This is a genomic window from Delftia sp. 11MD, from assembly GCF_050907895.1.
Classification (GTDB): Bacteria; Pseudomonadota; Gammaproteobacteria; order Burkholderiales; family Burkholderiaceae_C; genus Comamonas; species Comamonas tsuruhatensis.
The window spans coordinates 3,759,950-3,784,123 of sequence record NZ_CP194333.1 but is presented as its reverse complement, the minus strand read 5'-3'; the positions used below and the strand labels follow the sequence as shown (position 1 = coordinate 3,784,123).

22 protein-coding genes are annotated in these 24,174 nt (G+C 66.4%); 11 read left to right on the top strand and 11 right to left on the bottom strand.

What is annotated here, in order from left to right; all coding sequences use genetic code 11:
- The first annotated feature begins 3 nt into the window (after positions 1-3).
- On the top strand, positions 4-1,647 hold the full coding sequence (locus ACRSCF_RS17075) for an ATP-binding protein (protein ID WP_244386211.1): 1,644 nt from the start codon (positions 4-6) through the stop codon (positions 1,645-1,647).
- A complete protein-coding gene (locus ACRSCF_RS17070; protein ID WP_012204984.1) occupies positions 1,644-2,339 on the top strand; it encodes a response regulator in 696 nt (231 codons plus the stop codon). The genes ACRSCF_RS17075 and ACRSCF_RS17070 overlap by 4 nt, the downstream gene beginning before the upstream one ends.
- A gap of 27 nt (positions 2,340-2,366) precedes the next feature.
- On the opposite strand, the gene ACRSCF_RS17065 is transcribed toward ACRSCF_RS17070, so the two are convergent.
- A complete protein-coding gene (locus ACRSCF_RS17065; RefSeq protein WP_244386201.1) occupies positions 2,367-3,677 on the bottom strand; it encodes an NtaA/DmoA family FMN-dependent monooxygenase in 1,311 nt (436 codons plus the stop codon).
- Between the two features lie 19 nt (positions 3,678-3,696).
- The gene (locus ACRSCF_RS17060; RefSeq protein WP_244386199.1) at positions 3,697-5,646 is read right to left on the bottom strand and encodes a TonB-dependent receptor; all 1,950 of its coding nucleotides are present in this window, start codon (positions 5,644-5,646) and stop codon (positions 3,697-3,699) included.
- Between the two features lie 358 nt (positions 5,647-6,004).
- Between ACRSCF_RS17060 and ACRSCF_RS17055 the strand changes: the two genes are divergently transcribed.
- Positions 6,005-6,796, top strand: coding sequence for an IclR family transcriptional regulator (locus ACRSCF_RS17055; RefSeq protein WP_096916011.1), 792 nt, complete (start codon positions 6,005-6,007; stop codon positions 6,794-6,796).
- Between the two features lie 30 nt (positions 6,797-6,826).
- On the opposite strand, the gene ACRSCF_RS17050 is transcribed toward ACRSCF_RS17055, so the two are convergent.
- Positions 6,827-7,642, bottom strand: coding sequence for an ABC transporter ATP-binding protein (locus ACRSCF_RS17050; protein ID WP_034367206.1), 816 nt, complete (start codon positions 7,640-7,642; stop codon positions 6,827-6,829).
- Positions 7,643-7,761: 119 nt separating this feature from the next.
- Here ACRSCF_RS17050 and fepB point away from each other — a divergent pair, with 119 nt between their 5' ends.
- From fepB to ACRSCF_RS17035, 3 genes are read left to right on the top strand one after another with little or no spacing between them, the layout of a single operon-like run.
- On the top strand, positions 7,762-8,754 hold the full coding sequence (fepB, locus tag ACRSCF_RS17045) for a Fe2+-enterobactin ABC transporter substrate-binding protein (protein WP_034367264.1): 993 nt from the start codon (positions 7,762-7,764) through the stop codon (positions 8,752-8,754).
- A gap of 3 nt (positions 8,755-8,757) precedes the next feature.
- Positions 8,758-9,834 carry a FecCD family ABC transporter permease gene (locus tag ACRSCF_RS17040; protein ID WP_034367203.1) on the top strand — a complete coding sequence of 359 codons (1,077 nt, stop codon included), beginning with the start codon at positions 8,758-8,760 and terminating at the stop codon, positions 9,832-9,834.
- Complete coding sequence (locus ACRSCF_RS17035; RefSeq protein WP_133073440.1) at positions 9,831-10,871, top strand: FecCD family ABC transporter permease; 1,041 nt, start codon at positions 9,831-9,833, stop codon at positions 10,869-10,871. Before ACRSCF_RS17040 ends, ACRSCF_RS17035 begins: the two co-directional genes overlap by 4 nt.
- Positions 10,872-10,917: 46 nt before the next feature.
- On the opposite strand, the gene ACRSCF_RS17030 is transcribed toward ACRSCF_RS17035, so the two are convergent.
- Positions 10,918-11,289, bottom strand: a complete 372-nt coding sequence (locus ACRSCF_RS17030; RefSeq protein ID WP_016448101.1) for a hypothetical protein — start codon at positions 11,287-11,289, stop codon at positions 10,918-10,920.
- 232 nt (positions 11,290-11,521) lie between these two features.
- Between ACRSCF_RS17030 and ACRSCF_RS17025 the strand changes: the two genes are divergently transcribed.
- Positions 11,522-12,091, top strand: a complete 570-nt coding sequence (locus ACRSCF_RS17025; RefSeq protein ID WP_244386195.1) for a hypothetical protein — start codon at positions 11,522-11,524, stop codon at positions 12,089-12,091.
- Positions 12,092-12,628: 537 nt separating this feature from the next.
- Here ACRSCF_RS17025 and ACRSCF_RS17020 read toward each other — a convergent pair.
- On the bottom strand, positions 12,629-12,922 hold the full coding sequence (locus ACRSCF_RS17020; RefSeq protein WP_013802861.1) for a hypothetical protein: 294 nt from the start codon (positions 12,920-12,922) through the stop codon (positions 12,629-12,631).
- An 804-nt stretch (positions 12,923-13,726) separates the two neighbouring features.
- Between ACRSCF_RS17020 and ACRSCF_RS17015 the strand changes: the two genes are divergently transcribed.
- On the top strand, positions 13,727-14,203 hold the full coding sequence (locus ACRSCF_RS17015; RefSeq protein ID WP_080650046.1) for a hypothetical protein: 477 nt from the start codon (positions 13,727-13,729) through the stop codon (positions 14,201-14,203).
- An 80-nt stretch (positions 14,204-14,283) separates the two neighbouring features.
- On the opposite strand, the gene ACRSCF_RS17010 is transcribed toward ACRSCF_RS17015, so the two are convergent.
- The 3 genes from ACRSCF_RS17010 to ACRSCF_RS17000 all read right to left on the bottom strand — a co-directional run bounded on the left by ACRSCF_RS17010 (position 14,284) and on the right by ACRSCF_RS17000 (position 17,438).
- Positions 14,284-14,730 carry a hypothetical protein gene (locus ACRSCF_RS17010; RefSeq protein ID WP_016448099.1) on the bottom strand — a complete coding sequence of 149 codons (447 nt, stop codon included), beginning with the start codon at positions 14,728-14,730 and terminating at the stop codon, positions 14,284-14,286.
- Between the two features lie 302 nt (positions 14,731-15,032).
- The gene (locus ACRSCF_RS17005; protein ID WP_409354021.1) at positions 15,033-16,220 is read right to left on the bottom strand and encodes an IS481 family transposase; all 1,188 of its coding nucleotides are present in this window, start codon (positions 16,218-16,220) and stop codon (positions 15,033-15,035) included.
- A 282-nt stretch (positions 16,221-16,502) separates the two neighbouring features.
- Complete coding sequence (locus tag ACRSCF_RS17000; RefSeq protein WP_034369222.1) at positions 16,503-17,438, bottom strand: LysR family transcriptional regulator; 936 nt, start codon at positions 17,436-17,438, stop codon at positions 16,503-16,505.
- Positions 17,439-17,570: 132 nt separating this feature from the next.
- Here ACRSCF_RS17000 and ACRSCF_RS16995 point away from each other — a divergent pair, with 132 nt between their 5' ends.
- The 3 genes from ACRSCF_RS16995 to ACRSCF_RS16985 all read left to right on the top strand — a co-directional run bounded on the left by ACRSCF_RS16995 (position 17,571) and on the right by ACRSCF_RS16985 (position 20,682).
- Positions 17,571-18,530 (top strand): alpha/beta fold hydrolase, encoded by a 960-nt coding sequence (locus ACRSCF_RS16995; RefSeq protein ID WP_244386193.1) that lies wholly within the window; start codon positions 17,571-17,573, stop codon positions 18,528-18,530.
- Between the two features lie 57 nt (positions 18,531-18,587).
- Positions 18,588-19,592, top strand: coding sequence for a tripartite tricarboxylate transporter substrate binding protein BugE (locus tag ACRSCF_RS16990; protein ID WP_244386192.1), 1,005 nt, complete (start codon positions 18,588-18,590; stop codon positions 19,590-19,592).
- Between the two features lie 175 nt (positions 19,593-19,767).
- A complete protein-coding gene (locus ACRSCF_RS16985; protein WP_016448094.1) occupies positions 19,768-20,682 on the top strand; it encodes a LysR family transcriptional regulator in 915 nt (304 codons plus the stop codon).
- Between the two features lie 27 nt (positions 20,683-20,709).
- Here the strand turns inward: ACRSCF_RS16985 and ACRSCF_RS16980 are convergent, their stop codons facing one another.
- The 3 genes from ACRSCF_RS16980 to ACRSCF_RS16970 are packed head-to-tail and all read right to left on the bottom strand — an operon-like array spanning position 20,710 to position 24,128.
- Positions 20,710-21,687 carry a Bug family tripartite tricarboxylate transporter substrate binding protein gene (locus tag ACRSCF_RS16980; protein ID WP_012205004.1) on the bottom strand — a complete coding sequence of 326 codons (978 nt, stop codon included), beginning with the start codon at positions 21,685-21,687 and terminating at the stop codon, positions 20,710-20,712.
- Positions 21,688-21,720: 33 nt separating this feature from the next.
- Positions 21,721-23,226, bottom strand: coding sequence for an acyl-CoA synthetase (locus ACRSCF_RS16975; RefSeq protein WP_034369225.1), 1,506 nt, complete (start codon positions 23,224-23,226; stop codon positions 21,721-21,723).
- Complete coding sequence (locus tag ACRSCF_RS16970) at positions 23,223-24,128, bottom strand: SDR family oxidoreductase (protein ID WP_016448092.1); 906 nt, start codon at positions 24,126-24,128, stop codon at positions 23,223-23,225. Before ACRSCF_RS16970 ends, ACRSCF_RS16975 begins: the two co-directional genes overlap by 4 nt.
- Positions 24,129-24,174 lie beyond the last annotated feature (46 nt).

The following is a 24,174-nucleotide window of genomic DNA, read 5'->3' as shown; positions in this document are numbered from 1 at the left end:
TGAATGAGCCTCCGCCTCCCACGCCTGAAGCTGCAGCACAAGGCCTTCTTCGCCCTGGCCGTGCTGCTGGTGGCCCTGCTGCTGGTGTTTCTCGGCTTCTCGCGCCTGGGGCTGCAGAGGGGCTTGGGGCCCTACATGGCCGAGGTGGAGCTGACCGGCATGGACGGGCTGGCCGAGCGGCTGGTGCAGCACCATGAGCAAAACGGCGGCTGGGATGCGGCGCGCGCCAACCCCGGTTTCTGGCGCGACATGGTGCGCCCGGGCGCAGGCATGGGCCGGGGCTTTCCTGCGGGCGAGCCCGGGCCACGGCCCCCCATGCCCATGCCCATGCCGGAGCCGAGGCCTGGTTTTGAGGGAAGCCACGGCCCGGGGCCGGGCCCGGAGTTTCCGCCGCCGCCTGGGCTGGAAGGCGGAGAGCGTGCCGATCGCTCAGATCGATCAGATCGCTCCGACCGTACAGACCGTACAGACCGCCCCGGCCCGCCGCCGGACCGCCCCTTCGGCGGCCCGTGGGCGCGCGTGGGCCTGCTGGATGCCCAGGGCCAGCTCATCTCCGGCATGGCGCCGCAGCCCGGTGCGGCGCACCGCGTTCTGCGCGCCGCCAACGGGCAGGCCATTGGCGAGATCGTGCTGTCCCCCGTGCAGACCGGGCAGGGCATGCAGCGCGACCTGGACCGTGCCTTCCTCGCGCAGCAGATGGGTTTTGTGGCCTGGACCGGGCTGGCCGGCCTGCTGCTGGCGCTGCTGCTGTCGGCCTGGCTCACGCGGCGCTGGCTGGAGCCGCTGACCGCCTTTGTCGACGGCCTGCGCGGCATTGCGGCCGGGCGGCTGGACACGCGCGTGGCCATCAGGGGCGATGCGGAACTGGCCCGCCTTGCGGAAACCTTCAACGACATGGCCGTGCAACTGGCCACCATGGAGGCCTCGCGCCAGCGCTGGCTGGCCGACGTGGCGCATGAGCTGCGCACACCGCTGTCCACCATGCGCGCCGAGGTCGAGGCCGTGCAGGACGGCGTGCTGCCCATGGACGACCGCATGGCGCTGCGCCTGCACCGGCAGATCATGCGGCTGATACGGCTGGTCAGCGACCTGCGCGTGAGCCTGGACGACCCGCAGGCCCTGCACGGCTCGGGCCATGTGCCCGTGCATGTGCTGACCCTGCTGGGCGAGGCGCTGGACGGCGCGCGGCCCGGCTTCGAGCAAGTCGGCATCGGCCTGGACCGCTCCACCGTGGACCAGCTGGCCGCGCGCGTTCCGCCGCCGCTGGTGCAGGGCGACCCGCACCGGCTGCACCAGGTGTTTGCCAACCTGCTGGAAAACAGCCTGCGCTACACGGCTGCGGGCGGGCGGCTGCAGGTGTCCGCCGAAATTGTCCAGATGCAGGACCGCAGCATGCTGCAGCTGCGCTGGGACGACACGGCTCCCGGCGTGGCCAGCCCGCACCTGCCGCGCCTGTTCGACCGCCTCTACCGCGTGGACGCCTCCCGCGTGCGCGACGGCGACGGCCTGGGCGGCTCCGGCCTGGGGCTGGCCATCTGCCGCACCATCGTCCAGGCCCATGGGGGCAGCATCGAGGCCGCCGCCTCGCCGCTGGGCGGCCTGCGCATCACGCTGTGGCTGCCCTTGCTGGAAAATCCCGCGCCATGAAGCCTGCACGCATCCTCCTGGTCGAAGACGAAACCGACATGGCCGCCATCGTCATCGACTACCTGCGCCATGCCGGCTACGAAGTCGAGCACATCCGCCACGGGCGCGAGGCGCTGGACCGCATGCTGCGCTCCCCGCCCGACCTCACCGTGCTGGACATCATGCTGCCCGGCCTCGATGGCCTGGACATCCTGCGCCAGTTCCGCCCCCACAGCGCCAGCCCCGTCATCCTGCTCACCGCGCGTGTCGAGGAAATGGACCGCCTGCTGGGCCTGGAGCTGGGCGCGGACGACTACATCTGCAAACCCTTCGCCCCGCGCGAAGTCGTGGCCCGCGTCAAGGCCGTGCTGCGCCGCAGTGCCGGCCCCGGCCCCGCTCAGCAACGCCTGACGCTGCTGCCCGAGCAGGGCCGCGCCATGCTCAACGGCAGCGTGCTGCCGCTGACCAAGCGCGAGCTGACCTTGCTGCAGGCCCTGATGCGCCAGCCCGGCCGCCTGTACTCCCGCGCGCAGCTGCTGGAGCTGGCCTGCGCCGACACGCTGGACGTGAACGAACGCGCCATCGACAGCCACATCAAGAACCTGCGCAAAAAGCTCAAGGCGGCGGACGACCGCCATGAGTGGATTCGCTCCGTCTATGGCGTGGGCTTTGCGTTCGAGCCCGATGGCGGGTCCGACACGCGGGCGCAGTGAAGGCCCGGCGAGGGCAGGGCGCAGCCCCTACCTCGACTCGTCGAGGTGCTCCATGAACGTGGTGCCCGTGTAGCGGGAGCGGAACAGGCCGGCCTCCACCAGGCGCGGCACCAGCTGCTCCAGCACGCAATGCAGGGACTCGACGGAGCCGCCGGGCGCGGCCAGAAAGCCGTCGATGGCGCCGGCAGCGCTCCACTCGGTGATCTGCGCCACGGCATCGTCCACCGTGCCGACCACCTGCCAGTGCGCGGCGGAGAGGATTTCCGGCCGCAGCAGCAGCTCGTCGATGCGCAATGACTCGCGCTCCATCAGGCGCCTGAGCAGGCCCGCATGCGTGCGGCTGGACGGGGTTGCCACAGGGGCCGGAAGGTCGGCTGCGGTGATCGGCCGGTCTGCGGGCCAGTCCGTCAGGTCCAGGCCGACCATGGCCTTGATCGATGCCAGCTTGCGGCCCCTGTCCACCCGGCCGTGCGTCTGCTGGAACATCTCCCGGGCCTGCTCGCGGGTGTCGGCCAGGTACAGGCTCAGGCCGGGCAGCAGGCGCACATCCTGCGCCTGGCGGCCATGGCGCTGTGCGCGCCGAGACAGGTCCCGGCGCAGCTCCAGCGCCGCGTCCAGGTCCGGCGTGGGCGCGAAGACAATGTCTGCCACCGATGCGGCAAAGTCGCGCCCGGTGCTGGACGCGCCCGCCTGCACCAGCGGAATGCGCGGGCCGCCGAACTCCGGCAGGTTCAGCGGGCCGCGCACCTTCAGGTGCGGTCCCTCGTGGTCTATGGGGTGGACCAGCGAGGCGTCGGCATAGCGGCCGCTGTCCCGGTCGATCTTCAAGGCCTCGTTGGGGAAGCTGGCCCACAGCCGGCGCACCACGTCGGTGAACTCTGCGGCCCGCGCATAGCGTTCATCGGCATCGGGCATGGCCTGCAGCCCGAAGTTCTCGTGGCCCTGCAGGGCCGTGACGATGTTCCATCCGGCGCGGCCGTTGCTGATCCAGTGCAGCGACTGCAGCTGGCGCGCCACCGCATAGGGCGGAAAAAACGTGGTCGATACCGTGGACACCAGGCCGATGCGCGAGGTCTCGCGCGCCAGCGCGGCCATCAGCACCGTGGGGTCCAGGCTGGCGAAGCCCGCGCCCGTCTCCAGCGCCTCCATGGGCAGAAAGCTCACGTCGGGGCGGAAGACGAAGTCCAGGTGCGCGGCCTCGGCGCGCCGGGCCAGGTCCAGGGCGAAGTCGCTGGAGTACAGCCCTTCGATATTGCTGCCGGGCCGCCGCCAGGCGTCGCCGCTCAGCCAGGTGGGGGCCAGCGAAAGGCCGATGTGCAGGGGTTTGCGGGTTGTCATGTCTGCTGTCATTCCCATCTCAGAACGTTCCGCGTACGCCCACGCCGATCATGCGCGGCGCGGTCATGCTGGCCTCGATGCCGCCGATGCCGCGGTTTTGCTGCAGATACGTCGGTGCTCGCCTGTCGAACACGTTCTTGATATAGCCGTACAGCTGCACGCGCGCGCTGTAGGCATAGGTCATGCGCAGGTCGGCGATGGTGTTGGAGCCGACCGCATAGGCGCGCGTGTTGGCGGTATCGGAGTAGTAGCCGTCCAGATGGCGCACCTGGCCGGAGACATTGAACCGGGGGCTGGCGTCCCAGCTCACGCCCAGGCTCAGGTTGTAGCCGGGCGAGCGGGCGAAGCGGTTGTGCTCGTAGCCGGGGTTGCTGCCCATTTCCTCGATGCGGGTGCGCAGCACGCCCACGCCGGCCTTGATCCGCAGGTTGTCCAGCGCGCGGTAGTCGGCGCCCAGCTCGAAGCCGTAGGCATGGGCCTTCTCCGCGTTGATGGTGTAGGACTGGGCCACGCCCGGGGAGATGACGACGGGGATGTTGTACTGCGCATCCCGCATGTCCATGTAGAACAGGTTGGTGTTGAGCATCAGCCGGTCATCGAGCAGGCTGGCGCGGCTGAACAGCTCGTAGTTCCAGATCGACTCCTTCTTGAAATACGCCCATTGCCGGCTGGTGAGGTTCAGCGACACACCGCCCGGGTTGTAGCCCCGGCTGACCAGCGCGCCCACGGTCCAGCGCGGTGTGGCGGCATAGGCCAGGGACAGCTTGGGCAGCAGTGCCGAGAAGGTTTTCGTGTAGTCGAGGGCGGTGGGTGCCAGCACCGAAGTGCCGGTGCGCACCACCTCGTCCTGCTGGTAGCGCAGGCCGCTGGTCAGGGTCCAGCGGTCGGCCAGGCGCCAGTTCAGCTCGCCGAAGACGCCCAGGTTCTTCTTCGTGTCGTCGAAGGCGGACAGGCCGCGCAGCAGCAGGCTTTCGTCCGTGCCGGTGCGCGCGTAGTAGACGCCGCCGAAGCCGCTCAGGCGGTCCTTGTCGCTGCCCACCAGGGCGCGGAACTCATTGGAGACATTGTTCTGGCGGATATCGGCATCGCCCTCGCCGGGAATGCCCGTGTAGCGCTGCACGGACGAGCGCGAATACTGGGACTGGTTGACCAGCCGCACGCCGTTGCCCAGCTCGTAGCTGAGGTCGAGGATGCCGGTGTCGGTCTTCTGCTTCCAGCTGGGCATGGTCGTCGTCCAGTGCTCCAGCGCGTTGAACGGAGCGGACGCCGCCTCCTGGCTGGGGCGGTTGCTGTCGTTGTGGGAATAGGTGAACTTGGCCTCCAGGCCCGGAACGCTGCTGGGCAGCCACAGGAACTTCATGCGTGCGTTCAGTGCGCGGAAATCCTGATCGGCCTGGCCCCGCTGGAACTGCGGATTGGTGTAGTCGATGAAAGTGTCGCGCCCCGAGTAGTCCACGGCCAGCCGCGCGGCCAGCTCCTCGCCCACGGGGCCGGAGACGGCGATGGACGCACGCCGCGAGTGGTAGTCGCCCGCCTCCAGCTGGTAGGCCCCTTCGCGCTTGAAGCTGGGGTCCTTGGTGTTCACGACGATGGCGCCCGCAATGGCATTGGCGCCCTGTGAGGTGGTCTGCGGGCCGCGGAACACCTCGATGCTCTCCACATCCCAGACCGAGGTCGCGCCGAAGAACATCTCGTTGTAGTTGAGGTAGTGCCCATCCAGGTTGATGGTGGCGCGCGGCACCGTGCCGCCCCAGAAGACGTTCTGGCCGTTGTTGGGGCCCTGCGTGTCCTGCCCGCGGATGATGGGCGCGCCCACCGTGTCGGTGTAGACCACGTTGGGCACGTCGTGCAGCACCTCGTGGACCGAGGCATTGCCGGACTCCTGCCGGGCCAGGTCCTTGCCGGCCTTGACCGACACGGAGGAGGCCGTGTCCTTGAGTTCGCGCCTGACCTTTTCTCCGCTGACCACGACCGCTTCAAGCGCGTTGGATTCCCCCCCGGAACCCGACGCGCCCTGAGCGAAGGCGCCGGCCGGCGCCATCAGGGTAGAGAGTGCGATGGCGCCCGCCCGGGACGGGAGCCTGCGATGGAAACACAGCTTCACAGCATCTTCCTTTGATGAGAATGATTCGTATTTTTCAAAGGTCGCCATCATGCATTGAAATTCCACAGTAGGGAATGCATTCCCACATGCGGAAGGAAGAAACAGCGGAGAAATGGTGTGCGCGCACCCGTGCAGAGCCTTCGGCAGAGCCGGTATCATCGACACCGGCGGCGCATGCGCCCCCACCTGCGATGCGCCTGGTACAGGCAAGAAAGCCCAGCCCTTGAAAACAACAACACCTCAGACGACAGCCGGCGAGAAGCGCTCCGGCACCATCCAGTCCGTCTCCATCGCCACCCGGTTTCTCATGGTCCTGGCCAATGCCGAAAGCGAGCTGGCGCTGGGCGAGGTGGCCCGGCGAACGGGAACGGGGGGCTCCACGGCCCACCGCTACCTGCAAAGCCTCGTCAAGGAAGGCCTGGCCAAGCAGGACCCGGCCAGCGGCCTGTACGACCTGGGCAGCGCGGCGCTGAGCATCGGCATTGGCGCGCTCAAGCGTGTGGATGCGGTGGAGATTGCGGCGCAGCGCATGAAGGCGCTGACGCACAGCCATGCGCTCAGCGGCGGCGTGGCCATCTGGACCGACCGGGGGCCCACCCTGGTGCGCTGGTACCGCAGTGCCTACTTCTCGATCAACCCGCTGGCGCTGGGCGACATCCTGCCCATAGACAACACTGCCTGCGGCCTGGTGTTCCAGGCCTTCCTGCCCAAGGCCACCATCGACGCCGCACGGCGCCAGCAGCCCGCCCATTTCCGTGGCAAGCCGCCAGCCAAGGCCGTGCTCGACGAAGTGCGCGAGCGCTGCTGGTCCGAGATGACCAGCCACCTGCTGTCCAACGTCACGGGCCAGGCGGCGCCGGTGTTCGATGCGCAGCATGAAATCGTCTGCGCGGTCACCACCGTCTCGGACCTGGGCCAGCTCAAGTCACCGGAAGACCGGGTCGCGCTGTTCCGCGAGGCCAGCCTGATCAACCAGTCCACGGGCGGGCGGGCCTTCAGCGCAGATTCGCCTTGAAAGCCGCGCCGGGAAGAATGGCCGGGCGCCTCAGTTCCCTGCGGCGCGCTCCACGGCATTCACGGCCCTGCGCCCCCTGGGCACCACCAGGGGCGTCCCCGACACAGGGTCTGCCATGATCACGGCCGGCAGGCCGAACACCTCCTGCACCAACTGCTCCGTGAAGATCTCCCCGGGCGCGCCCTGCGCGGCAATGCGCCCGTCGCGCATGGCGATCAGGTGCGAGGCATAGCGGCAGGCCTGGTTGAGGTCGTGCAGCACCGCAACCACCGTGCGGCCGGCGTCGTTGAGATCCGCCAGCAGCTCCATCAGCTCGATCTGGTGGGCGATGTCCAGGAACGTCGTGGGCTCGTCCAGCAGCAGGATCGGCGTCTGCTGCGCCAGCACCATCGCAATCCACACCCGCTGGCGCTGGCCGCCTGACAGCTCGTCCAGCAGGCGGTCTGACAGTGCTGCCACATCGGTGGCCTGCAGGGCCTCGGCCACGGCCTGCTCATCCGCGTCCGTCCACTGCCTCAGGAAGGATTGATGGGGGTAGCGCCCCCGCGCCACCAGGTCCGCCACCGTGATGCCCTCGGGCGCCACCGCGCTTTGCGGCAGCAGGCCCAGGCGCCGTGCCACCTCCTTGGCGGGAAATTGCGAGATGTGCCGGCCATCCAGGATGACCTGCCCGGCCACCGGCACCAGCAGCCGCGACAGCGCGCGCAGCAGGGTGGACTTGCCGCAGGCGTTCGGCCCCACGATGACGGTGAAGGAGCCATCGGGAATGGCAAGGGACAGGCCCTGAGAAATCGTGCGCTCGCCGTAGCGCAGCGTCACCGCATCAGCACTCAGGCGCTGCGTCATGGCCGGTCATTTCCCACAATCGATAGGTCCTTCAGTGTTTGCAATGTGGAATGAATTCTACAATACGGAATACGCTGAAGACGCCGCCCTGGCGCCCGGCCCCGTCGCTTCGGATCGAGATGAACAGACTCCAACTTGCCGCCCTGGGCGCGGCCGCCGCACTGGCCGTGCTGGCCTGTTTCGCATGGTTTCCACGCGCCGCCGTTCCCGTGGCGGGCGCCGCACCGCATACATCGCATGCGTCGGATGCATCGGGTACGCCGGCTGCAGCACACGCAGACCATGCACCGCTGCCCCGGCGCATCGTCTCCACCTCGCCCAGCGTGACCGGCATCCTGCTGGCCATCGATGCGCCGGTCGTTGCGACCGCCGCGACCACGCCCAGCCGCATGACCGACGACAAGGGCTTTTTCTCGCAATGGGCCGCGGTTGCCGACAAGCGCGGCGTGCAGGTGCTCTACCGCAACCTGCAATTCGACATCGAGGCCGCCATCGGCGCCAGCCCTGACCTGCTGGTGGCCTCCGCCACCGGAGCCGACAGCGTGGCCCAGCACCGCACCGAACTGCAGGCGCAGGGCGTGCCCATGGTCGTGGTCGACTACTCCAGCCAGTCCTGGCAGGACATCGCCACCGAGCTGGGCCGCATCACGGGCCATGCGAAGGAGGCCGCCGCAGCCATTGCCCGCTTCGATGCCCATGTGGCGCAGACCGCCGCCTCCATCATGCCCCCGGCCCAGCCCGTCAGCATCGTCGCCTACAACATGGCCGGCAGCTACTCCATAGCCCGCGCCGCCAGCCCCCATGCGCGGCTGCTGGCCGCACTGGGCTTCAAGGTGGAGGGCCTGCCGCCCGCGCTGGCCGCCCAGGTCACACGCGCCTCGGACTTCGAATTCATCTCCCGCGAGAATCTCTCGGCCGCCATCACCGGCGACTCCGTCTTCCTGCTCGGCGCCTCGCAGGGCGATGTGCAGGCCTTCCTGGACGATCCGCTGCTGGCCAACCTGCCCGCCGTTGCCGGCCGGCGCGTCTATCCGCTGGGCCCGACCTCGTTTCGCATCGACTACTACTCGGGGCAGCAGATGGTCGACGCCGTGGCAAGCCATTTCCGCTGAGCCATGCGTGCACGGCTCCAAGGCGCGGCGGCGCGGCCTGCCTCGCGCTCCTGTTTGCGCTCCTCCTCGCGCTCCTCCCTGCACTGCAGGCGTTGGCTGGGCCTTGCAGGCGGGCTGCTGGCGCTGGCCATCATCGCCGTGCTCGGCATCACCGTCGGCTCGCGCGACATTGCGCTGGCCGACATCCTCGGCGCGCTGCGGGCTCCGGACCTGCGTGATGACCAGCACCTGATCGTCAGCCTGCTGCGCATGCCCCGCACCGTGGTGGCCATCCTGGCCGGCATGGCACTGGGCGTGGCCGGCGCGCTCATGCAGGCCGTCACCCGCAATCCCCTGGCGGAGCCGGGCTTGCTGGGCGTCAACGCGGGCGCGGCGCTGGCCGTGCTCATCGGCATGACGGCCTTCGGCCTGACGTCCGTGCTCCAGTACGTCTGGTGCGCCTTTGCCGGCGCGGGGCTGGCGGGCGCTGCCGTCTTCGCGTTCGGCCAGTCCCGGGGCGCGGGCGCGCACCCGGTGCGCCTGGTCCTGGCCGGGGCCGGCCTGTCGGTCATGCTCACCTCCAGCGCCGGCATCATCCTGCTCAACGCGCCCCCGGAAGTCTTCGACGGCTTCCGCCACTGGGCGGCGGGCTCGCTGGAGGGCAGCGGCTATGCCAGCGCCGCCGTGCTGGCGGCTGCCGTGGCGGCAGGGCTGGCGGCGGCCTGGGCCATCGTCGGCCAGCTCAACGCCATGGCGCTGGGGCATGACGTGGGCCTGGCGCTGGGCGTCAATGTGCGCGCCACCGCGCAACTGGCCTGCCTGGCGGTCATGCTGCTGGCCGGGGCCGCCACGGCGGCCGTGGGGCCCATCGCCTTCGTCGGCCTGGTGGCGCCGCATCTGGCACGCCTCTCGTGCGGGCCGGACTACCGCTGGATACTGCCGCTGTCCGCGCTCTACGCGGCGGTGCTGCTGCTGGGGGCCGACGTGCTGGGCCGCGTCGTCGCGGCACCTGCCGAAGTGGCTGCGGGCATCGTCGCCTGCCTGATCGGAGGGCCGTTCTTTGTCTGGGTGGCGTGCAGATACCGGTTGAGCAGGCTATGAAGACCTTCGTGAACACATCCGTTGTGCGCTGGGGAGCCTGTTCGTTTCTCTGGCGGCCCAGGCCGCTGGCCGTGGGCATGGCGCTGGTCGTGCTGGCCATGGTGCTGGGTGTGCTGCTGCTGGGCACGGGAACCCTGTCCCTCAGCCCCGCCGAAGTGCTCGACAGCCTGCTGGGCACGGGCTCCAACCCCGCAGCAGAGCGCATCGTGCAGCGGGTGCGGCTGCCGCGTGTCCTCACGGCCGTCTTCGTGGGCGCGTCGCTTGGCATGGCGGGTGCCATCTTCCAGTCCATCTCCCGCAACGCGCTGGGCTCGCCGGACGTGATCGGCTTCACCACGGGCGCGGCCAGCGGGGCGATTGCGCTCATCGTGCTGGGTGACGCCGGGCCGCTGTGGACATCGCTGGCCGCCGTGCTGTCGGGCATGGCCACGGCGGCGGTCGTGCTTGCGCTGTCCGGGGGCCGGCGTGCTGCCGGCGGCTACCGGCTGGTGCTGGTGGGCATAGGCGTGGGGGCCACGCTCTCGGGCCTGAACACCATCTTGCTGGTCATGGGGGACCTGGACCGGGCCGTCGCCGCGCAGCGCTGGCTGGCCGGCTCGCTCAGCGCGCGGACCTGGGCGCATGTCGTGCCCGCCGCGCTGGGCTTCATCGCCATCGTGCCCGTCGTGCTGTGGTGCGCCCGCCGCATCAACCTGCTGGAGCTGGGCGACGATGCCGCCACACAGCTCGGCGTCAACGTGCCGCGCACGCGGCTCACCATGGTGATGGCTGCCGTGGCCCTGACCGCTATCGCCACGGCAGCGGCGGGGCCCATCGCCTTCATCGCGCTGGCCGCGCCCCAGGTGGCCAGGCGCCTGGGCCTGTCGCCCGACGTGCCCCTGTTCACGGCGGCAGCCATGGGCGCCGTTCTGCTGCTGGCGGCCGACATGCTCAGCCAGTGGGCACCCGTGCGCCTGCATCTGCCCATCGGGCTGGTGACGGGGCTGCTGGGCGGGGTGTATCTGCTGTGGCTGCTGTTTCGCACGCGCAAGGGGTAGACGGCCATGCAGGGTGCAGCGGCGCGCAGACCCGTTGCCTCCGGGACTACCTGCCGCCGCGCGCCACCCCAGGCCCCGCCACGGTGTACACATGCCCGGCCTCTTCGGCAGCCACCTTGGCCGCCTCGCTGCGGCGCACCTCCGCCTGGTCCTCGTACTCGCAGTTCATCACTCGGGCTTCACTGCCCGCGAACTCCGCCAGCGATTCAGCACTGTTGCGAATGGTCACCAGCGCCTGCGCCACCACGTCCAGCCGCTGATGGCCCTCGGGGATCTCCAGCCAGGCCAGCGCCAACTGGGCCAGGGCGGAAACCTCGGCACAGCCTTGCTGCACGAAGCGGTCCATTTCATGCAGCGCTGTTGCGAGCTTCTGGGCGTGGGTGTTTTCGGGGGGAGGGGATGGGGGGATGTGCTTCATGGGTTCGACTCTCCACGAAGCATTCGATTGGCGTCTGACATTGCATCTCCTTCAGAAAGGGATGATGCTTGCCGGTTTTTCGGGACGCAGATACTACGAGTTGCGTAGCTGATTGACAGGGTGTTCAAGAAGATGGGGGCTGTCGAGTGGGTCTGAGGGGGCGGCCAGCTTGTCGCAAGCGCACAGATCAATCGCTATGCGTTGGGCAAGCCCAAGCCGTACCTGCTGTACCGTGCGCAAGCTGGCCGAAGTCCTCAAGGTGCCGACGGCGTTTTTCTGCTCGGATACGGATGATGGAGTTCGCAGTCGCTGCTCAGCGATGGGCAGGCGAGTGAGGATGTGCGGGAGAACGTACGAGGATGTTGGGGAATTAGGGCGGCTCTGCCCTGCCATCCCTAGGGCCGGCGAAGACAGTCAGCTCCTGCTTGGTTCTTGTGCGCTGACACAGCAATTCCTCGATAAACAGGATGCCGACATCGATACCATATGGCTGGCTCAATCCGGTTACGACCTGCCCCTCAGCGACGAATACCTCGTCAAGGTCGAAGATGCCAACAGGCACTACGTTCGTTCGATCACCGGGCCCATCGTGATTTGCGTCGCTCAAGCCGGGGAGCATGCCTATGGCGCGATCGTAGGCTGCCTCGGCATCGCAGGCAGCGAACAAATGCGACGCGATGAAATGGCGTTTCTATTTGTTTCGACGATATGCGTGTCGATTAGTTGTGTTTTCAAATCGGATCCAATGCGATCTCGAACGCTGGTGAGGACAGAGATAGGACCGCGCAAGAGCAAGCCATAGCCTCCAGTCAGCAGTGTATGAAAGGATGCCGGTGAACCCGGCATCATTCTGGATGCGGCCAGCCAGCCTTTGTAGTGGTGATGAAGAATTTCCCAAATATAGGCATAAATTTGGTAAGGATCCTGGGGGCACGAGGAGAAGTAAAGGCTGCCTTGTCTTCCGGAGCGGTTCAGGAGCAAGGGGTGCTCCCGGTATACGGATATTGCATTTGCACTGCAAATACACACATCGGTGTCCAGCCATTGCTTGCACACGATTTTGAATTCTCTGCGTATCCGTGAATTTTCCAGTCATCGCATTCGATCGAAATCAAGAGTTCATTGTTCTCTGAACGACTTATGGATGTAATCAGGCCGTTGCTGTCATCATGGAAAATTCCTGCCAGTGCCTCGATATTCATGTCTTCTGGAATGTGATGGGTGGATGTTCGGCACCCAAGGACATGAGAGCCACCGTATGTCTGCCGTTTTATTAATCCGTGATTTTTACTGAGTTTTCGCAGATGCGTCTGATCGACCGAAAGCAGTTCTCGACATCTTATTGCTCAAGTGTCAACATTTGCTTTAGCCATTGATCCGCCGTCATGTCCTCAACTCCGATCACATGATGTATATACATCATCGCCTTTTGCAGGCCGTATCGTCCGTCCAGCCTGTATAGAAGGTAGTTGGCTGTGATCACTGCGCCGGTGGGCCAGAGCCGCCGAAAACTCTCCAGATCCTTGTCAACGATTTCGCCATAATTGGCCAGATCACCGCACTCCGCTTCGATGGATCGACCAAGAATATTCTCGATCGTGGTTCTTGTATCTGCATTTATCTTGAATGCCATTGTTATCTCCATGCGGCCGTATTGATCGTGCTTGATCTCAAGAGCTTGTACCACGGACTGGCATTGTCTGTCGTCGCACGCCGGTTGTAATCTACATCAAGCCCGCCTAGACCAATCTATTGAATGACGCAGCTATTCCGATTCGTTCGCACTCTGCTTCGGCCTGTTGGACTTCAAAATCCAGAAAATATCCTAGGTCCCAACAGAGTTTCCCGGCTCGGTGCTGCTCATCAAGTCTGGCAGGCACAAAATGCTCTGCAAATGAAAGAGCTTTCTTTAACTGGATCAATGCCTTAAGGCCCTTTATTCCTGTGGAAACCGATGCCGTTCCAACGAACAGGTCATGGCCTTTCACGTCCGAAAGATCGGGGATGTAATTGCAGCGCACTGCACATCCATTCCCGCAGTTTTTGCAGTGCCATATTTCCATTGCAGATTTCTCCGCGGGGCGATGAAAATCAGTACTTGTACAGATGGGGCATTCCATGTTGGAGGCGGGTTGCTGGTGCTTCCAGTAGATTCAAACCTGGCTTCAGGGTCGCAGTCGGCTGATTGTGCCGCATGATGAGGAGCCTGGCATCGTGATTCAGGCGTGCTGCCATGCATCCTCAGCGTTTGCGGTGGCGGTGAGTAGGCATGGTGGCAGGTCGCCTCGCGATGGCGTGCATGTCTTCGGGCGGAGTGCCCGCATGTGTCACGCGACAGGGATGGTGAGCCTACGGAGGGTGAAGGAGGTTGACGGGACCTGTGCGAGGTAAGGACAATCGATCGTCATGGACACTGAAAATTAAATCTTGACACCACATGAACGTTATTGAAGCTGTAATGCACATGTCGCTTTACGCGAAGGCTCCCCATCCTGTCCTGGTGGTTGACGGGGTGCCGCTTGAGTTATGGTTGAAAGAGGCAGATTGCTCGGCTGTCTTTGGAGAAGATACTGTGGGTGGCCTTGTCCCGGCCCAAGGGTGGCTTATTGATGAGTGCGATTTGAAAAATGCCTGGTATCTTTTGAATCCAAAAAATGAAAATTCGTCGACGATAGTGCCAATCATGATCTGTCCAGATGATATGGATATGAATTGCACTGTTGCGGTGGTAGAGCAGCTGGTTGATGAAGAAATGGTGAGTTGGGCGAGAATCGGACGTGCTATCGATGTGAGAAATGGTATTGTTGTTTCGGTTGAATGGGTAGCGGGAAATAAAAGAGCAGTATTTGACAAGACGGCTTTTTCTGCGGCGGTTGATGAGTTGAGGCGTCTGACAGAGGAGGTCTGGAGCTAGCCTCTGGCCACAGTCGCAAAGCTGGAATTGAGCGCCTTGCGGAAAACCAGTGATTCCTGGTCGATCGAGGTTGCCAATCCTCACCCAAACAACCCCCCCTCATCCAACAACTCAAACGCCACCTCTGGCGTCCTCTCCATCCCTCGCCGAATCGCCGCAGGAATCGCTTGCCGCGTCTTGCTGCACAACCCGCGCATGGGCAGGACCTCGATCTGTATGCCGCGCACGGTGCGCACTTCGCTGGCGCCGGGCTCGATGCGCACGCGGATGCCGAGCTGCTCATACATGCGCTGCTCCACATGGCGCAGGTCCTGCAGGCTGGTGATCTGTTCGAGCCGCTGCAGCAGGCGTTTTTCCTCTTCCCTGGTGAGCCGCAGGATGCGCTGGTCGGCCATGGCGTCGGCGAGCAGGGCGTCGTGCTCGCAGATGCAGGCGCCCGGAGGGCAGGGGACTCGGATCGGAATCTGAACGGGAAAGCTCATCGATGCCCAGGGAAGATCCGCCCCGGCCGGGACGGTGCAGGCCATGCTAGTTCAAGGCTGCAGCGGGGCCAAGGGGAAAGTCCTGGGCGCGCCCGCTGCCTGCGTCTGCTGCCTCTTCCCCCTCCCGTATGTCCGCGCCTGCGTCGTGGCGGTTGCGGGGTTGCAAGCCTGCCGAAGGACAGGCTTGCTTCGTCATCTGACTCGCCGTGATGTTTGAGTGAAGCGCGCAGCGCGCAACGAGTTTCACGGCGAACCCCGCAACCGCCACGACGCAGGTTGCCCGCAGCGAAGCGGAGGGTCGCGGACATTCGGGTTGTACGTGTCAAGGACATGGGTAACAACTCAGCTCACAGACATGGGTAACACTTCAAGCTCACATAGTCCTTCTGGGGTCCTCGCACATCCTCTTCGTTGAAGCAGCCCAGTCGCACCGGCCCCAGATACACATCCCACTGGCCAGCGGCCACCTCCTGCATCCCGATCCACTGCCCCGCCAGCAGGTAGCCTATGTAGACCCGCAGCGCTCGCCAGTAGATCAGGCCGTTGTGGCTGACTCGAACTTTTTCCCAATGCTTCGGGTACTGCAGCTCCGGTAGCTTTGAGGGGTATGGCCTGGCCGAGTCGCTGTAATGCTGGGCCGGCATGCTTTGCTGCAAGGCCTCATGCGGGCGCTGCTGGTTATAGTGCTCCACAAAGGCATCGAGCTGCATCTGCAATGCCGCTTTGTCCGCCGCAGGCTCTTTGCCCAGGGCATGCTTGAGCGTGCGGTGCATCCGCTCGTGGCGACCGTTTTGCTGTGGCTTGCCCCTCTCGATGCGCTCCGGCCTGATGCCCAGCCTTATCCACCATATCGCCAGGCGTGACAGGCCCGCCACGCCAGTAGTCGCGAACGGCGGACCGTTGTCACTGCGTATGCGCTCGGGCAGTCCGTATTGCCGAAACACCTGTTCGAAGCTGCGTTTGGCATCCTCGTAGTTGGGGCTGTCGTAGACGTGCACGGCCAGCAAATAGCGGCTGGCGTGGTCCATGATGGTCAATGGGTAGCACCAGTGACCATCGGCTGTCTTGAACTGGCCTTTGTAGTCTGCACTCCACACCCCATTGGGCTGCTTGCTGGTTCGCAAGGGCTGGGCCGTAGGCACCGAGCGTCTGCGTACACGCCTGCTGCAAACAAGCCCCTCAGCCTTCAGCACGTTGTAGATGGTGGTTTTGCTGGGTGTCTCCTGTGGGCCCCAACGCTGCAGGAGCAAAGCGTGCAGCTTCTTGGGCCCCATCTGTGACCTTTGCTGCGTGCGCAGCTCAATGATGGCCCGGCGCTGTGCATAGCTGATCGCCTGATTGTTCCCGTGGGGCCTGCGACTGCGCTCTTGCAATCCATCCATGCCCAGTTGGCGGTATCGCTCAACCCACTTGTAGGCCGTCTTGCGGCTGATGCCGTAGCGCCTGCACAGCTCGCTCAGCGGCACGCCACTGCGCAGATGGTCGGCTATGAAGAGCAGTTTCTCGTCCATGGGTGCGCACTCCTTCCAGGGCATGGTGATCGCTCCTTGGCTGCTGTTGGCTCCAGCTGCCAAGCTTGGATCTGTTACCCATGTCCTTGTACTGATGTGTCACCTATGAGTGTGAGTCGTACCGGTCGCCTTCTTTGATCTGACCTTTCTTGGCGAATCAAGAAAGGGAGTCGGCTGCCGGGCCGAGACCCGGCCTCTAAAAGAAACCGCCCGGCAGGGGCAAGAAGAGCGCGCGGCGCTCAAGTTTACAGACGTTGAACAACGCAAGGCCGCAGCCGCCAAGTCACACAAACTGGCCCGCCCGCCTCACGACTTCTGACTCCTCCCATAAAGATTCTCCAACCCCGCCCACACCCTGCGCGTGAGCGGCTTGCTCTGCGCCGCAGGCCGGCGGTAGAGCCGCACGTTGATGGGCACGTCCTTGTCGGGCCCGGCCGCGCGGGCCAGGCGGCCCTCGGTCAGGTCGGCCTTGACCAGGGTGAGCGGCAGCCAGGCCAGGCCCAGGCCCTGGTGGACCATGGCGTGCAGGGAGTCGGCGAGGTCGGCCTCGTAGACGGTGCGCAGGCGCGTGGTGTCGCACAGCTCGTGCAGGTGGCTGCGCAGGATCTTGCCCAGGGACATGCTTTGCGCGTAGTCCAGGTAGGGCACCAGCGGGCCGCCGCCGTGGGCGGGCAGGGCGTACTTGGGCAACTGCGGGACCAGGGGGATGCTGACGGGGATCAGCGTGTCCTGGCCCACGGGCAGCCAGGCCAGGTGGTGGCCCTGCAGGCTGCCTTCGATGGCGGGCTGGGCGTGGCACATGAGCAGGTCCACCTTGCCTTGCAGCAGCATTTCCACGCCGTAGTCCAGGCTGGTGGTGACCACTTTCCAGCACAGCTGGGGCATGGCCTGGCTGAGGGCGGTGATGATGCCCGGCAGGACGGTGTGCGACAGCGTGCGGCCGGCCGCGATGGTGATGGTTTCATCGCGCGTGCGGTGGGGGCGCTGCAGCAGGCCGTGGGTCTGCTCCAGGATGCCCAGCACTTCATGGGCCGAGGCCAGCAGCGTCTTGCCGGCGGCCGTGAGCGTGGTGGACTGGTGGCCGCGCTCGACCAGGGGCGCGCCCGCCCATTCCTCCAGCGCGCGGATGCGGCGGCCAAAGGCAGGGTGGGTGATGTGGCGGCGCTCGGCGGCCTTGTAGAGGCTGCCGGTGTCGGCCAGGGCCTGCAGGTCCTGCAGCAGTTTGAGGTTGAGTTCGTGCATGGGTAGGGTGGGTGCAGGGCTGTGCTGATCCGGCACAGCCCCGCCGCAATCGGCACAGCACCAAGGCGGGGCATGCCTAGCATGACGGCATGCGAGAGAAGCCCTGTTATGCCTGAAGTTTGCCTCAGGAAGATGCAAAGCCATTTCATTGGCGGTGCGCAGCGCACGGTGAGGGATCTGCCGATCCAGCACAGGGAAGTGGTGCGCAACGGCGGCGAGCGGCCGCTGGACATGAATGGCAGCTATGCCGTGGGCCAGATGTACGCCATGGAGTACCGGCTGGCGCGTCCGCGCAGCCCCCTGCCGGTGCTGCTGTGGCACGGCGGCGGCATGACCGGGGCGCAGTGGGAGTCCACGCCCGATGGCCGCCAGGGCTGGCTGTGGCGCCTGCTGGAGGCCGGCCATGACGTGGTGGTCTGCGATGCCGTGGAGCGCGGCCGCGCGGGCTGGGCGATGTTCCCCGAGATCTATGCCGAGGCGCCCGTGTTCCGCAGTGCCGAGGAGGCATGGACGCTGTTTCGCATAGGCCATGGCGCGCCTTCGGGCGACGGTGTGGGCGAGCCCTTCGTCGGCCAGCGGTTTCCGCATGAGAATTTTGATGCCCTGGTGCGTCAGATGGTGCCGCGCTGGCTGGGGCATGAGGCCATGGCCATGGCGGCCTATGACGCGCTGCTGGAGCAATTCGGCCCCTGTGTGGTGATAGGCCACAGCCAGGGCGGTGGCTTTGCCGCGCATGCGGCCAGCCGCAAGCCGCACCTGGTGCGCGCCGTGGTGGGGGTGGAGCCTACGGGCATGCCGGTGCTGCAAGAAGGGCAGCAAGGTCAGCAGGGGGCGGATGCCTTCGCGCCTGCCTCGGCCATCCCGCACCTGGCGGTGTGGGGTGACCATTTCGCGCACAGCCCGCAGTGGCAGAAGTACCGCGCGCAGACCGATGTGTATTGGCAGCTGCTGCGCCGCCTGGGCGGCCGTGCCGAGGTGCTGGACCTGCCGGCCGCAGGCATTACCGGCAATTCGCATTTCTGCATGCTGGACACCAATGGCGACGAGGTGCTGGGCCGGGTGCTGGCCTGGCTGGAGCGCCTGGGCCGATGACTGGCCGGTGACTGGCCGGTGCTGGTCCCGAAGAATTTCAACGAGGAGAAAAATCTCATGCAACGCCGCAATTTCATGATCCGCAGCCTGTCTGCAACCACGGCGGCCCTGGCCCTGGGCGCCCTGGCGCCCGCGCAGTCGGCCCTGGCGGCCGATGCCGGCTGGCCCACGGCCGAGCCCATCCGCCTGATCGTTCCGTTTCCGCCCGGCGGCACGGCCGATGTGGTGAACCGCCTGTTCGCGCAGCAGTTGGGCAAGGTGCTGGGCGCCTCGGTGATCGTGGAGAACAAGGCCGGTGCCGGTGGCTCGCTGGGCACGCGCTTCGTGGCCGACGCCAAGCCGGACGGCTATACGCTGCTGGGCGCCACGTCCAGCACGCATGGCACGAATCCGGCCGTCTACACCAAGCTGCCCTATGACGCGGTGAAGGATTTCACGCCCATCACCCAGGTGATCACGGTGCCGGGCGTGCTCAGCGTGCATCCCTCGGTCAAGGCGGCCAATCTGAAGGAGCTGATCGCGCTGGCCAAGGCGCAGCCGGGCCATCTGTCGTATGCATCCTCGGGCGCGGGCGGTCTGGGTCATCTGGCCATGGAGCTGTTCAAGGCCAAGGCGGGCGTGCAGATCATGCATGTGCCCTACCGTGGCGCGGGCCCGGCATTCACCGATCTGATCGGCGGCCAGGTGTCCATGCTGTGGGAGCCGCTGCCGGCCTCGCTGCCGCACATCAAGTCCGGCAAGATCCGCCCGCTGGCCGTGGCCACGGCCCAGCGCAGCAGCGAGCTGCCCGATGTGCCGACCTTTACAGAGTCCGGCGTGCCCGGCTATGCCGTGCAGGCCTGGAACGGCCTGCTGGCACCCAAGGGCCTGCCCAAGGACATCCGCGACAAGCTGCACAAGGCCAGCGTGCAGGCCCTGGCCGATCCGCAGCTGCGCCAGCGCCTGGCAGAGCTGGGCGGCACGGTGGTGGCCAATACGCCGGAGCAGTTCGGCGCGGTGATCCTCAAGGATGTGACGACCTGGAAGCAGGTGGCCGCTTCGTCGCAGATCAGCCTGGACTGATGCGGCGGGCACCGGGGAAAGCCCTGTGTCCCGGCGCCCACGGGTGGCGGGGCCAAGTGTCGTGACGGTGCCATAGTCCGGGGGTGGCGGTCCGGGCGCGTTGCCTGCGGCCGCGCACAAGGCCGCGCATAAGGCCGCACACAAGGCGGGCCGCCTGACCTGCCGCTCTCAAGCCATGGACATCAACCTCATCCGCAATTTCGTAGAGATCGTGGACGCTCGCAGCCTCAGCGCTGCGGCGCGCAAGCGCGACATCACGCGCTCCAAGGTGAGCAAGGAGCTCAAGGCGCTGGAGACGGCGCTGGGCGTGACCCTGCTGCACCGCACGACGCGCAGCTTTTTGCTGACGGCGGCGGGCGAGGTGCTGTACGAGCATGGGCGCAGCATCATCCAGGAGGTGGAGGCGGCGCAGGGCGCCATCGACGCGCTGCAGCATGTGGTGACGGGCTCGGTGCGGCTGAGCATTCCCACGGGCCTGGGCGAGCTGTACCTGGCCGACATGCTGCTGGCCTTCCAGAAGCGGCACCCGCAGGTGCGCATCCGCGTGCTGTTCTCCAACCGGGTCAGCGATCCCATGAGCGCCCAGGTGGATGTGGCCGTGCGCGTGGCGCGCGACGTGCAGGAGCACCTGGTGGCGCGCGATCTGGGGCCGGTGGGCTTTGGCCTGTATGCCAGCAGCGCCTATGCCAAGGCGCGGCCGTTCCACGACCCTGCCGAGATTCCCCACGGCGTGCTGCTGACGCCGCCCGGCGACGGCAAGACCTATGCCGTCTCGGTGAAAAAGGGGCAGCAGGAGATTGCGCTCAAGTGCGAGCCCTGCATCACCAGCGAGCATTTCCCCTTCCTCAAGCAGTCCATGCTCCGGGGCAGCGGCGTGGCCACCTTGCCCAACTACATGGTGATGGACGAGCTGCGATCGGGCGCCGTGCAGCGCGTGTGCCCGGACTGGACGGTGTCCGGCCTGGGCGACAGGCTGTACATCATCACGGCCGAGGACCGGCGGCCCTCGCATGCCGTCAAGGTGATGACCGAGTTCCTCAGGGCCAGCCTGCTGCGCTTCGTGGAGCAGGCCGAGGTGTCCGGTCCTTAGGCACTTAGTCCATCACCTTTTCGGTCTTCAGTTCTCCAGCGCAATCGCGTTGTCGGCGATCACCTTGCGCCACATCTGGCCGTCAGCGGCCAGGAAGTCGTCTAGCTGGGCCTGGGTCTGGGGCTTTCTGGCGGCCAGGGTCTGGTTGCCCAGGGCACTGGCGAACTCGGGGTTGAGCATGACCTTGTTGACGGCGGCCTGCAGGGTGTTGCGCGCGTCCGCGGGCGTGCCTGCGGGCACGGCAATGCCGAACCAGGTGGAGGCCCTGAAGCCCGGCACGCCCGATTCGGCAATGGTGGGCGTCTGCGGCAGGAACTGCGAGCGCTCCGGCCCGGTGGTGGCAATGGCCACCAGCTTGCCGGCCTTGATGTGGGGCAGGGAGGTGCCGGCCACGTCCACCATGAGCTGGGTGTCGTTGGCCATGAGGGCGGTGAGGGCCGGCGCGCTGCCGTTGAAGGGAATGTGGGTGGCGGCCACGTCCAGGCGGGACTTGATCAGCTCGGTGGTCAGCTGCAGCGGGTTGCCCAGGCCGACCGAGCTGTAGTTGAGCTTGCCCGCGTGGGCCTTGGAGTAGGCCTTGAGGTCGGCCACGTTTTTGATGCCGGTCTGGCTGTTGGTGACCAGCACCAGCGGGGCCTCGGCCAGGATGTTGGTGAGCTTCAGCTCCCGGTCGGGGTTGTAGCTGAGCTTCTTGTAGAGCAGGGGGTTGAGGACCATGCTGGCATTGCTGGCCAGCAGCAGGGTGTAGCCGTCGGCCGGCGAGCGCGCCACGGCCGAGGCGGCAATCATGGTGTTGGCGCCCGGCCGGTTCTCCACGACCACGGACTGCTTGAGCTCCGTGGACAGGTGCGTGGCCAGGGTGCGGGCCAGCACGTCGACCGAGCCGCCCGGCGCATACGGGGCGATGAGCTTGATGGGCTTGCTGGGGTAGTCGGACTGGGCGAACCCGGGGGCTGCGGCTGCGGTGGCCGCAGCGGCAAGCAGCAATGCGATGGCCTTGTTCATGCGTTGTCTCCTTCTCTTTCGGTGTTGGCGGGTTCAGATCTTGCGCTGCGTCGCGCCCCAGTGGGCGTCGCGCAGCTTTCTTTTGGCGATCTTTCCGTTGTCGTCGCGGGGCAGGCGCTGGAAGACGAAGCTGCGCGGCAGCTTGTAGGCCGCCAGCCGGCCGCGCAGCCATTCTTTCAGTTCGGCCTCGGGCAGTGTGCCTGACTGGCCGGGCTCGACCAGGGCCAGCAGCCGTTCGCCGTACTCGGCATCGGGCACGCCGATGACGGCGCAGTCTGCTATGCCGGGGTGCCTGAGCAGCTCGTTCTCTATCTCGGCCGGGTAGATGTTCACGCCGCCGGAGATCACCATGTCCGAGTCGCGGTCGCAGACGTAGAGAAAGCCTTCCTCGTCCAGGTAGCCCATGTCGCCCAGGGTGATCAGGCCGCCCTGGTCCATCTTGCGGCGGGCCTCTTCGTTGCCCTTGTAGGTGAAGTCGGCATAGGCGGGCTGGCGCACGTAGATCAGGCCCACCTCGCCCGTGGGCAGCGCCTGGCCCTGCCTGTCGAGGATGCGGACTTCGGCGTCCTGCAGCGGCAGGCCCGCGCTGCCCGGGTGGGTGAGGGCGTCGGCCGAGCCGATGAAGGTGACCAGGCCCGATTCGCTGGAGGCATAGGTCTCGTTGATGATGGGCCCCATCCACTCGATCATGGCCTTCTTGACCTCGGGCGCGCAGGGCGAGCCGGTGGAGGCAATGAAGCGCAGCGAGGAAATGTCGTAGCGCTCGCGCACTTCGCGCGGCAGCCTGAGCAGGCGCACGTACATGATGGGCACCATGTAGGCGGTGTCGATGCGGTGCTCCTGCACCAGCTGCAGGAAGCGCTCGGGGTCAAAGCGCTGCTCCAGCACCACCAGCTCGCTGAGCATGAGCGCGTTCTGGAAGTACAGGCTGGGCGCGCTGTGGTAGATGGGCGCGGTCAGCAGGGTGCGCGCGCCGGGCTGCAGGCCGTAGGCGGTGGCGATCAGCGCCTGGTTCACGGCCAGGCGCCGGGGCAATTCTTCCACGGGAAACGCCTTGCGCAGCACGCCCTTGGGGCGGCCCGTGGTGCCCGATGTATAGGCCATGTGGCCGCGCGGCGCGACCAGCGGGCCGTCGTAGGGTGCCTGGGCGGCCAGCCAGGTTTCGTAGTCCAGCTCCGGCTCGCGTGCGTGGGCGACGCGCCGGGGCAGGTCCGCATAGAGTTCGCCCTTGAGGCCGTCGAGCAGGTCCTGGCTGGTGATGAGGGCGCGGGCGCCGCTGTCGGCCAGGATGTAGTCGATCTCCGTGGCCGTGAAATGCCAGTTGATGGGACAGTAGTAGATGCCCGCAATGCGGCAGGCATGGACCACGTCGGCGTATTCGATGCCGTTGCGCAGGAAGACGGCCAGCACGTCGCCTTCGGCCAGGCCCAGGCTGCGCAGGCCCTGGGCCAGCTGGCGGCCGCGCTGCTGCTGGGCGGCGCCGGTCAGCGTGCGCTGTTCGAAGACCAGGGTGGAATGGGGCGTGGCGGCGGTGCTCATGTGGGCGTGGCCTCCTGCTCCCCATCGTTGACGTTGGGCTGGTTGGCGGCCTTGGCCATCTGCCGGGCGCGCGCCCAGTCGGCATCGTCCCAGGCCTGGTATTCGGTGAAGTAGGCGCCGTTGGCCAGGGCGTCGCCGCCGTCCAGCGTGATGGTCTGGCCGTTGAGCCAGGTGTTGCCCGGGGCCAGGATGAAGGCGGCCATGTTGCCGATGTCCTCGCCCGTGCCCAGGCGGCGCGTGGGGTTGTCCAGGCGGCGGCGGTCGGCCGAGTCCTCGTTGCCGTCGATCCTGGGGCGCAGGCGCTGGCTGGCGCCCTGGGTGGGAATCACGCCCGGCGCAATCGCGTTGAACCGTATGCGCTTGGGACCCCATTCCACGGCCAGCGATTTGGTCATGGCGTCCAGCCCGGCCTTGGACATGGCCGAGGGCACGACGAAGGGCGAACCCGTGTCCACCCAGGTGACGACGATGGACAGCACCGAGCCCGGCAGCCCTTCGGCGATCCAGCGGCGGCCCACGGCCTGGGTGACGTAGAAGGTGCCCCGGAAGACGATGTCCGATATGGCATGGAAGCCGTTGATGCTCAGGTCCTCGGTGCGGCTGACGAAGTTGCCGGCCGCGTTGTTGACCAGGCTCGTCAGCGGGCCGTGTTCGGCCCAGATGCGGTCGATGACGGTGTGCACGGCCTCGGGCTGGCGAATGTCGAGTTCATGCGCAAAAGCCTGCGCGCCCGTGTCGTTGTTCAGCATCTCGCAGGCCTGCTGCACCACGGAATGCCGCCGGCCGCACAGGTGCAGCTCGGCACCCAGTTCCGCCAGCTTGGCCGCCATGGCCAGGCCCAGCCCCGTGCCGCCCCCGGTGATCAGGACGCGCTGGCCCTGGAATAGATTGGCTTCGAACATGCTTGTCTCCTTTTGCTTTCACTCTAGGGAGACAGCGGCGGCTGGC

Bases quoted from the DNA above. Each gene is read 5' to 3' on its own strand.
- ACRSCF_RS17040 (WP_034367203.1), top strand. From the start codon at position 8,758: ATGCGTGCACGGCTCCAAGGCGCGGCGGCGCGGCCTGCCTCGCGCTCC.
- ACRSCF_RS16985 (WP_016448094.1), top strand. From the start codon at position 19,768: ATGGACATCAACCTCATCCGCAATTTCGTAGAGATCGTGGACGCTCGC.
- ACRSCF_RS17015 (WP_080650046.1), top strand. From the start codon at position 13,727: ATGAACGTTATTGAAGCTGTAATGCACATGTCGCTTTACGCGAAGGCT.
- ACRSCF_RS17050 (WP_034367206.1), bottom strand. From the start codon at position 7,642: ATGACGCAGCGCCTGAGTGCTGATGCGGTGACGCTGCGCTACGGCGAG.
- ACRSCF_RS16980 (WP_012205004.1), bottom strand. From the start codon at position 21,687: ATGAACAAGGCCATCGCATTGCTGCTTGCCGCTGCGGCCACCGCAGCC.
- ACRSCF_RS17005 (WP_409354021.1), bottom strand. From the start codon at position 16,220: ATGCCCTGGAAGGAGTGCGCACCCATGGACGAGAAACTGCTCTTCATA.
- ACRSCF_RS17010 (WP_016448099.1), bottom strand. From the start codon at position 14,730: ATGGCCTGCACCGTCCCGGCCGGGGCGGATCTTCCCTGGGCATCGATG.
- ACRSCF_RS16970 (WP_016448092.1), bottom strand. From the start codon at position 24,128: ATGTTCGAAGCCAATCTATTCCAGGGCCAGCGCGTCCTGATCACCGGG.
- ACRSCF_RS17035 (WP_133073440.1), top strand. From the start codon at position 9,831: ATGAAGACCTTCGTGAACACATCCGTTGTGCGCTGGGGAGCCTGTTCG.
- ACRSCF_RS16990 (WP_244386192.1), top strand. From the start codon at position 18,588: ATGCAACGCCGCAATTTCATGATCCGCAGCCTGTCTGCAACCACGGCG.
- ACRSCF_RS17000 (WP_034369222.1), bottom strand. From the start codon at position 17,438: ATGCACGAACTCAACCTCAAACTGCTGCAGGACCTGCAGGCCCTGGCC.
- ACRSCF_RS17075 (WP_244386211.1), top strand. From the start codon at position 4: ATGAGCCTCCGCCTCCCACGCCTGAAGCTGCAGCACAAGGCCTTCTTC.
- ACRSCF_RS17065 (WP_244386201.1), bottom strand. From the start codon at position 3,677: ATGACAACCCGCAAACCCCTGCACATCGGCCTTTCGCTGGCCCCCACC.
- ACRSCF_RS16975 (WP_034369225.1), bottom strand. From the start codon at position 23,226: ATGAGCACCGCCGCCACGCCCCATTCCACCCTGGTCTTCGAACAGCGC.
- ACRSCF_RS17020 (WP_013802861.1), bottom strand. From the start codon at position 12,922: ATGGCATTCAAGATAAATGCAGATACAAGAACCACGATCGAGAATATT.
- ACRSCF_RS17070 (WP_012204984.1), top strand. From the start codon at position 1,644: ATGAAGCCTGCACGCATCCTCCTGGTCGAAGACGAAACCGACATGGCC.
- ACRSCF_RS17030 (WP_016448101.1), bottom strand. From the start codon at position 11,289: ATGAAGCACATCCCCCCATCCCCTCCCCCCGAAAACACCCACGCCCAG.
- ACRSCF_RS16995 (WP_244386193.1), top strand. From the start codon at position 17,571: ATGCAAAGCCATTTCATTGGCGGTGCGCAGCGCACGGTGAGGGATCTG.
- fepB (WP_034367264.1), top strand. From the start codon at position 7,762: ATGAACAGACTCCAACTTGCCGCCCTGGGCGCGGCCGCCGCACTGGCC.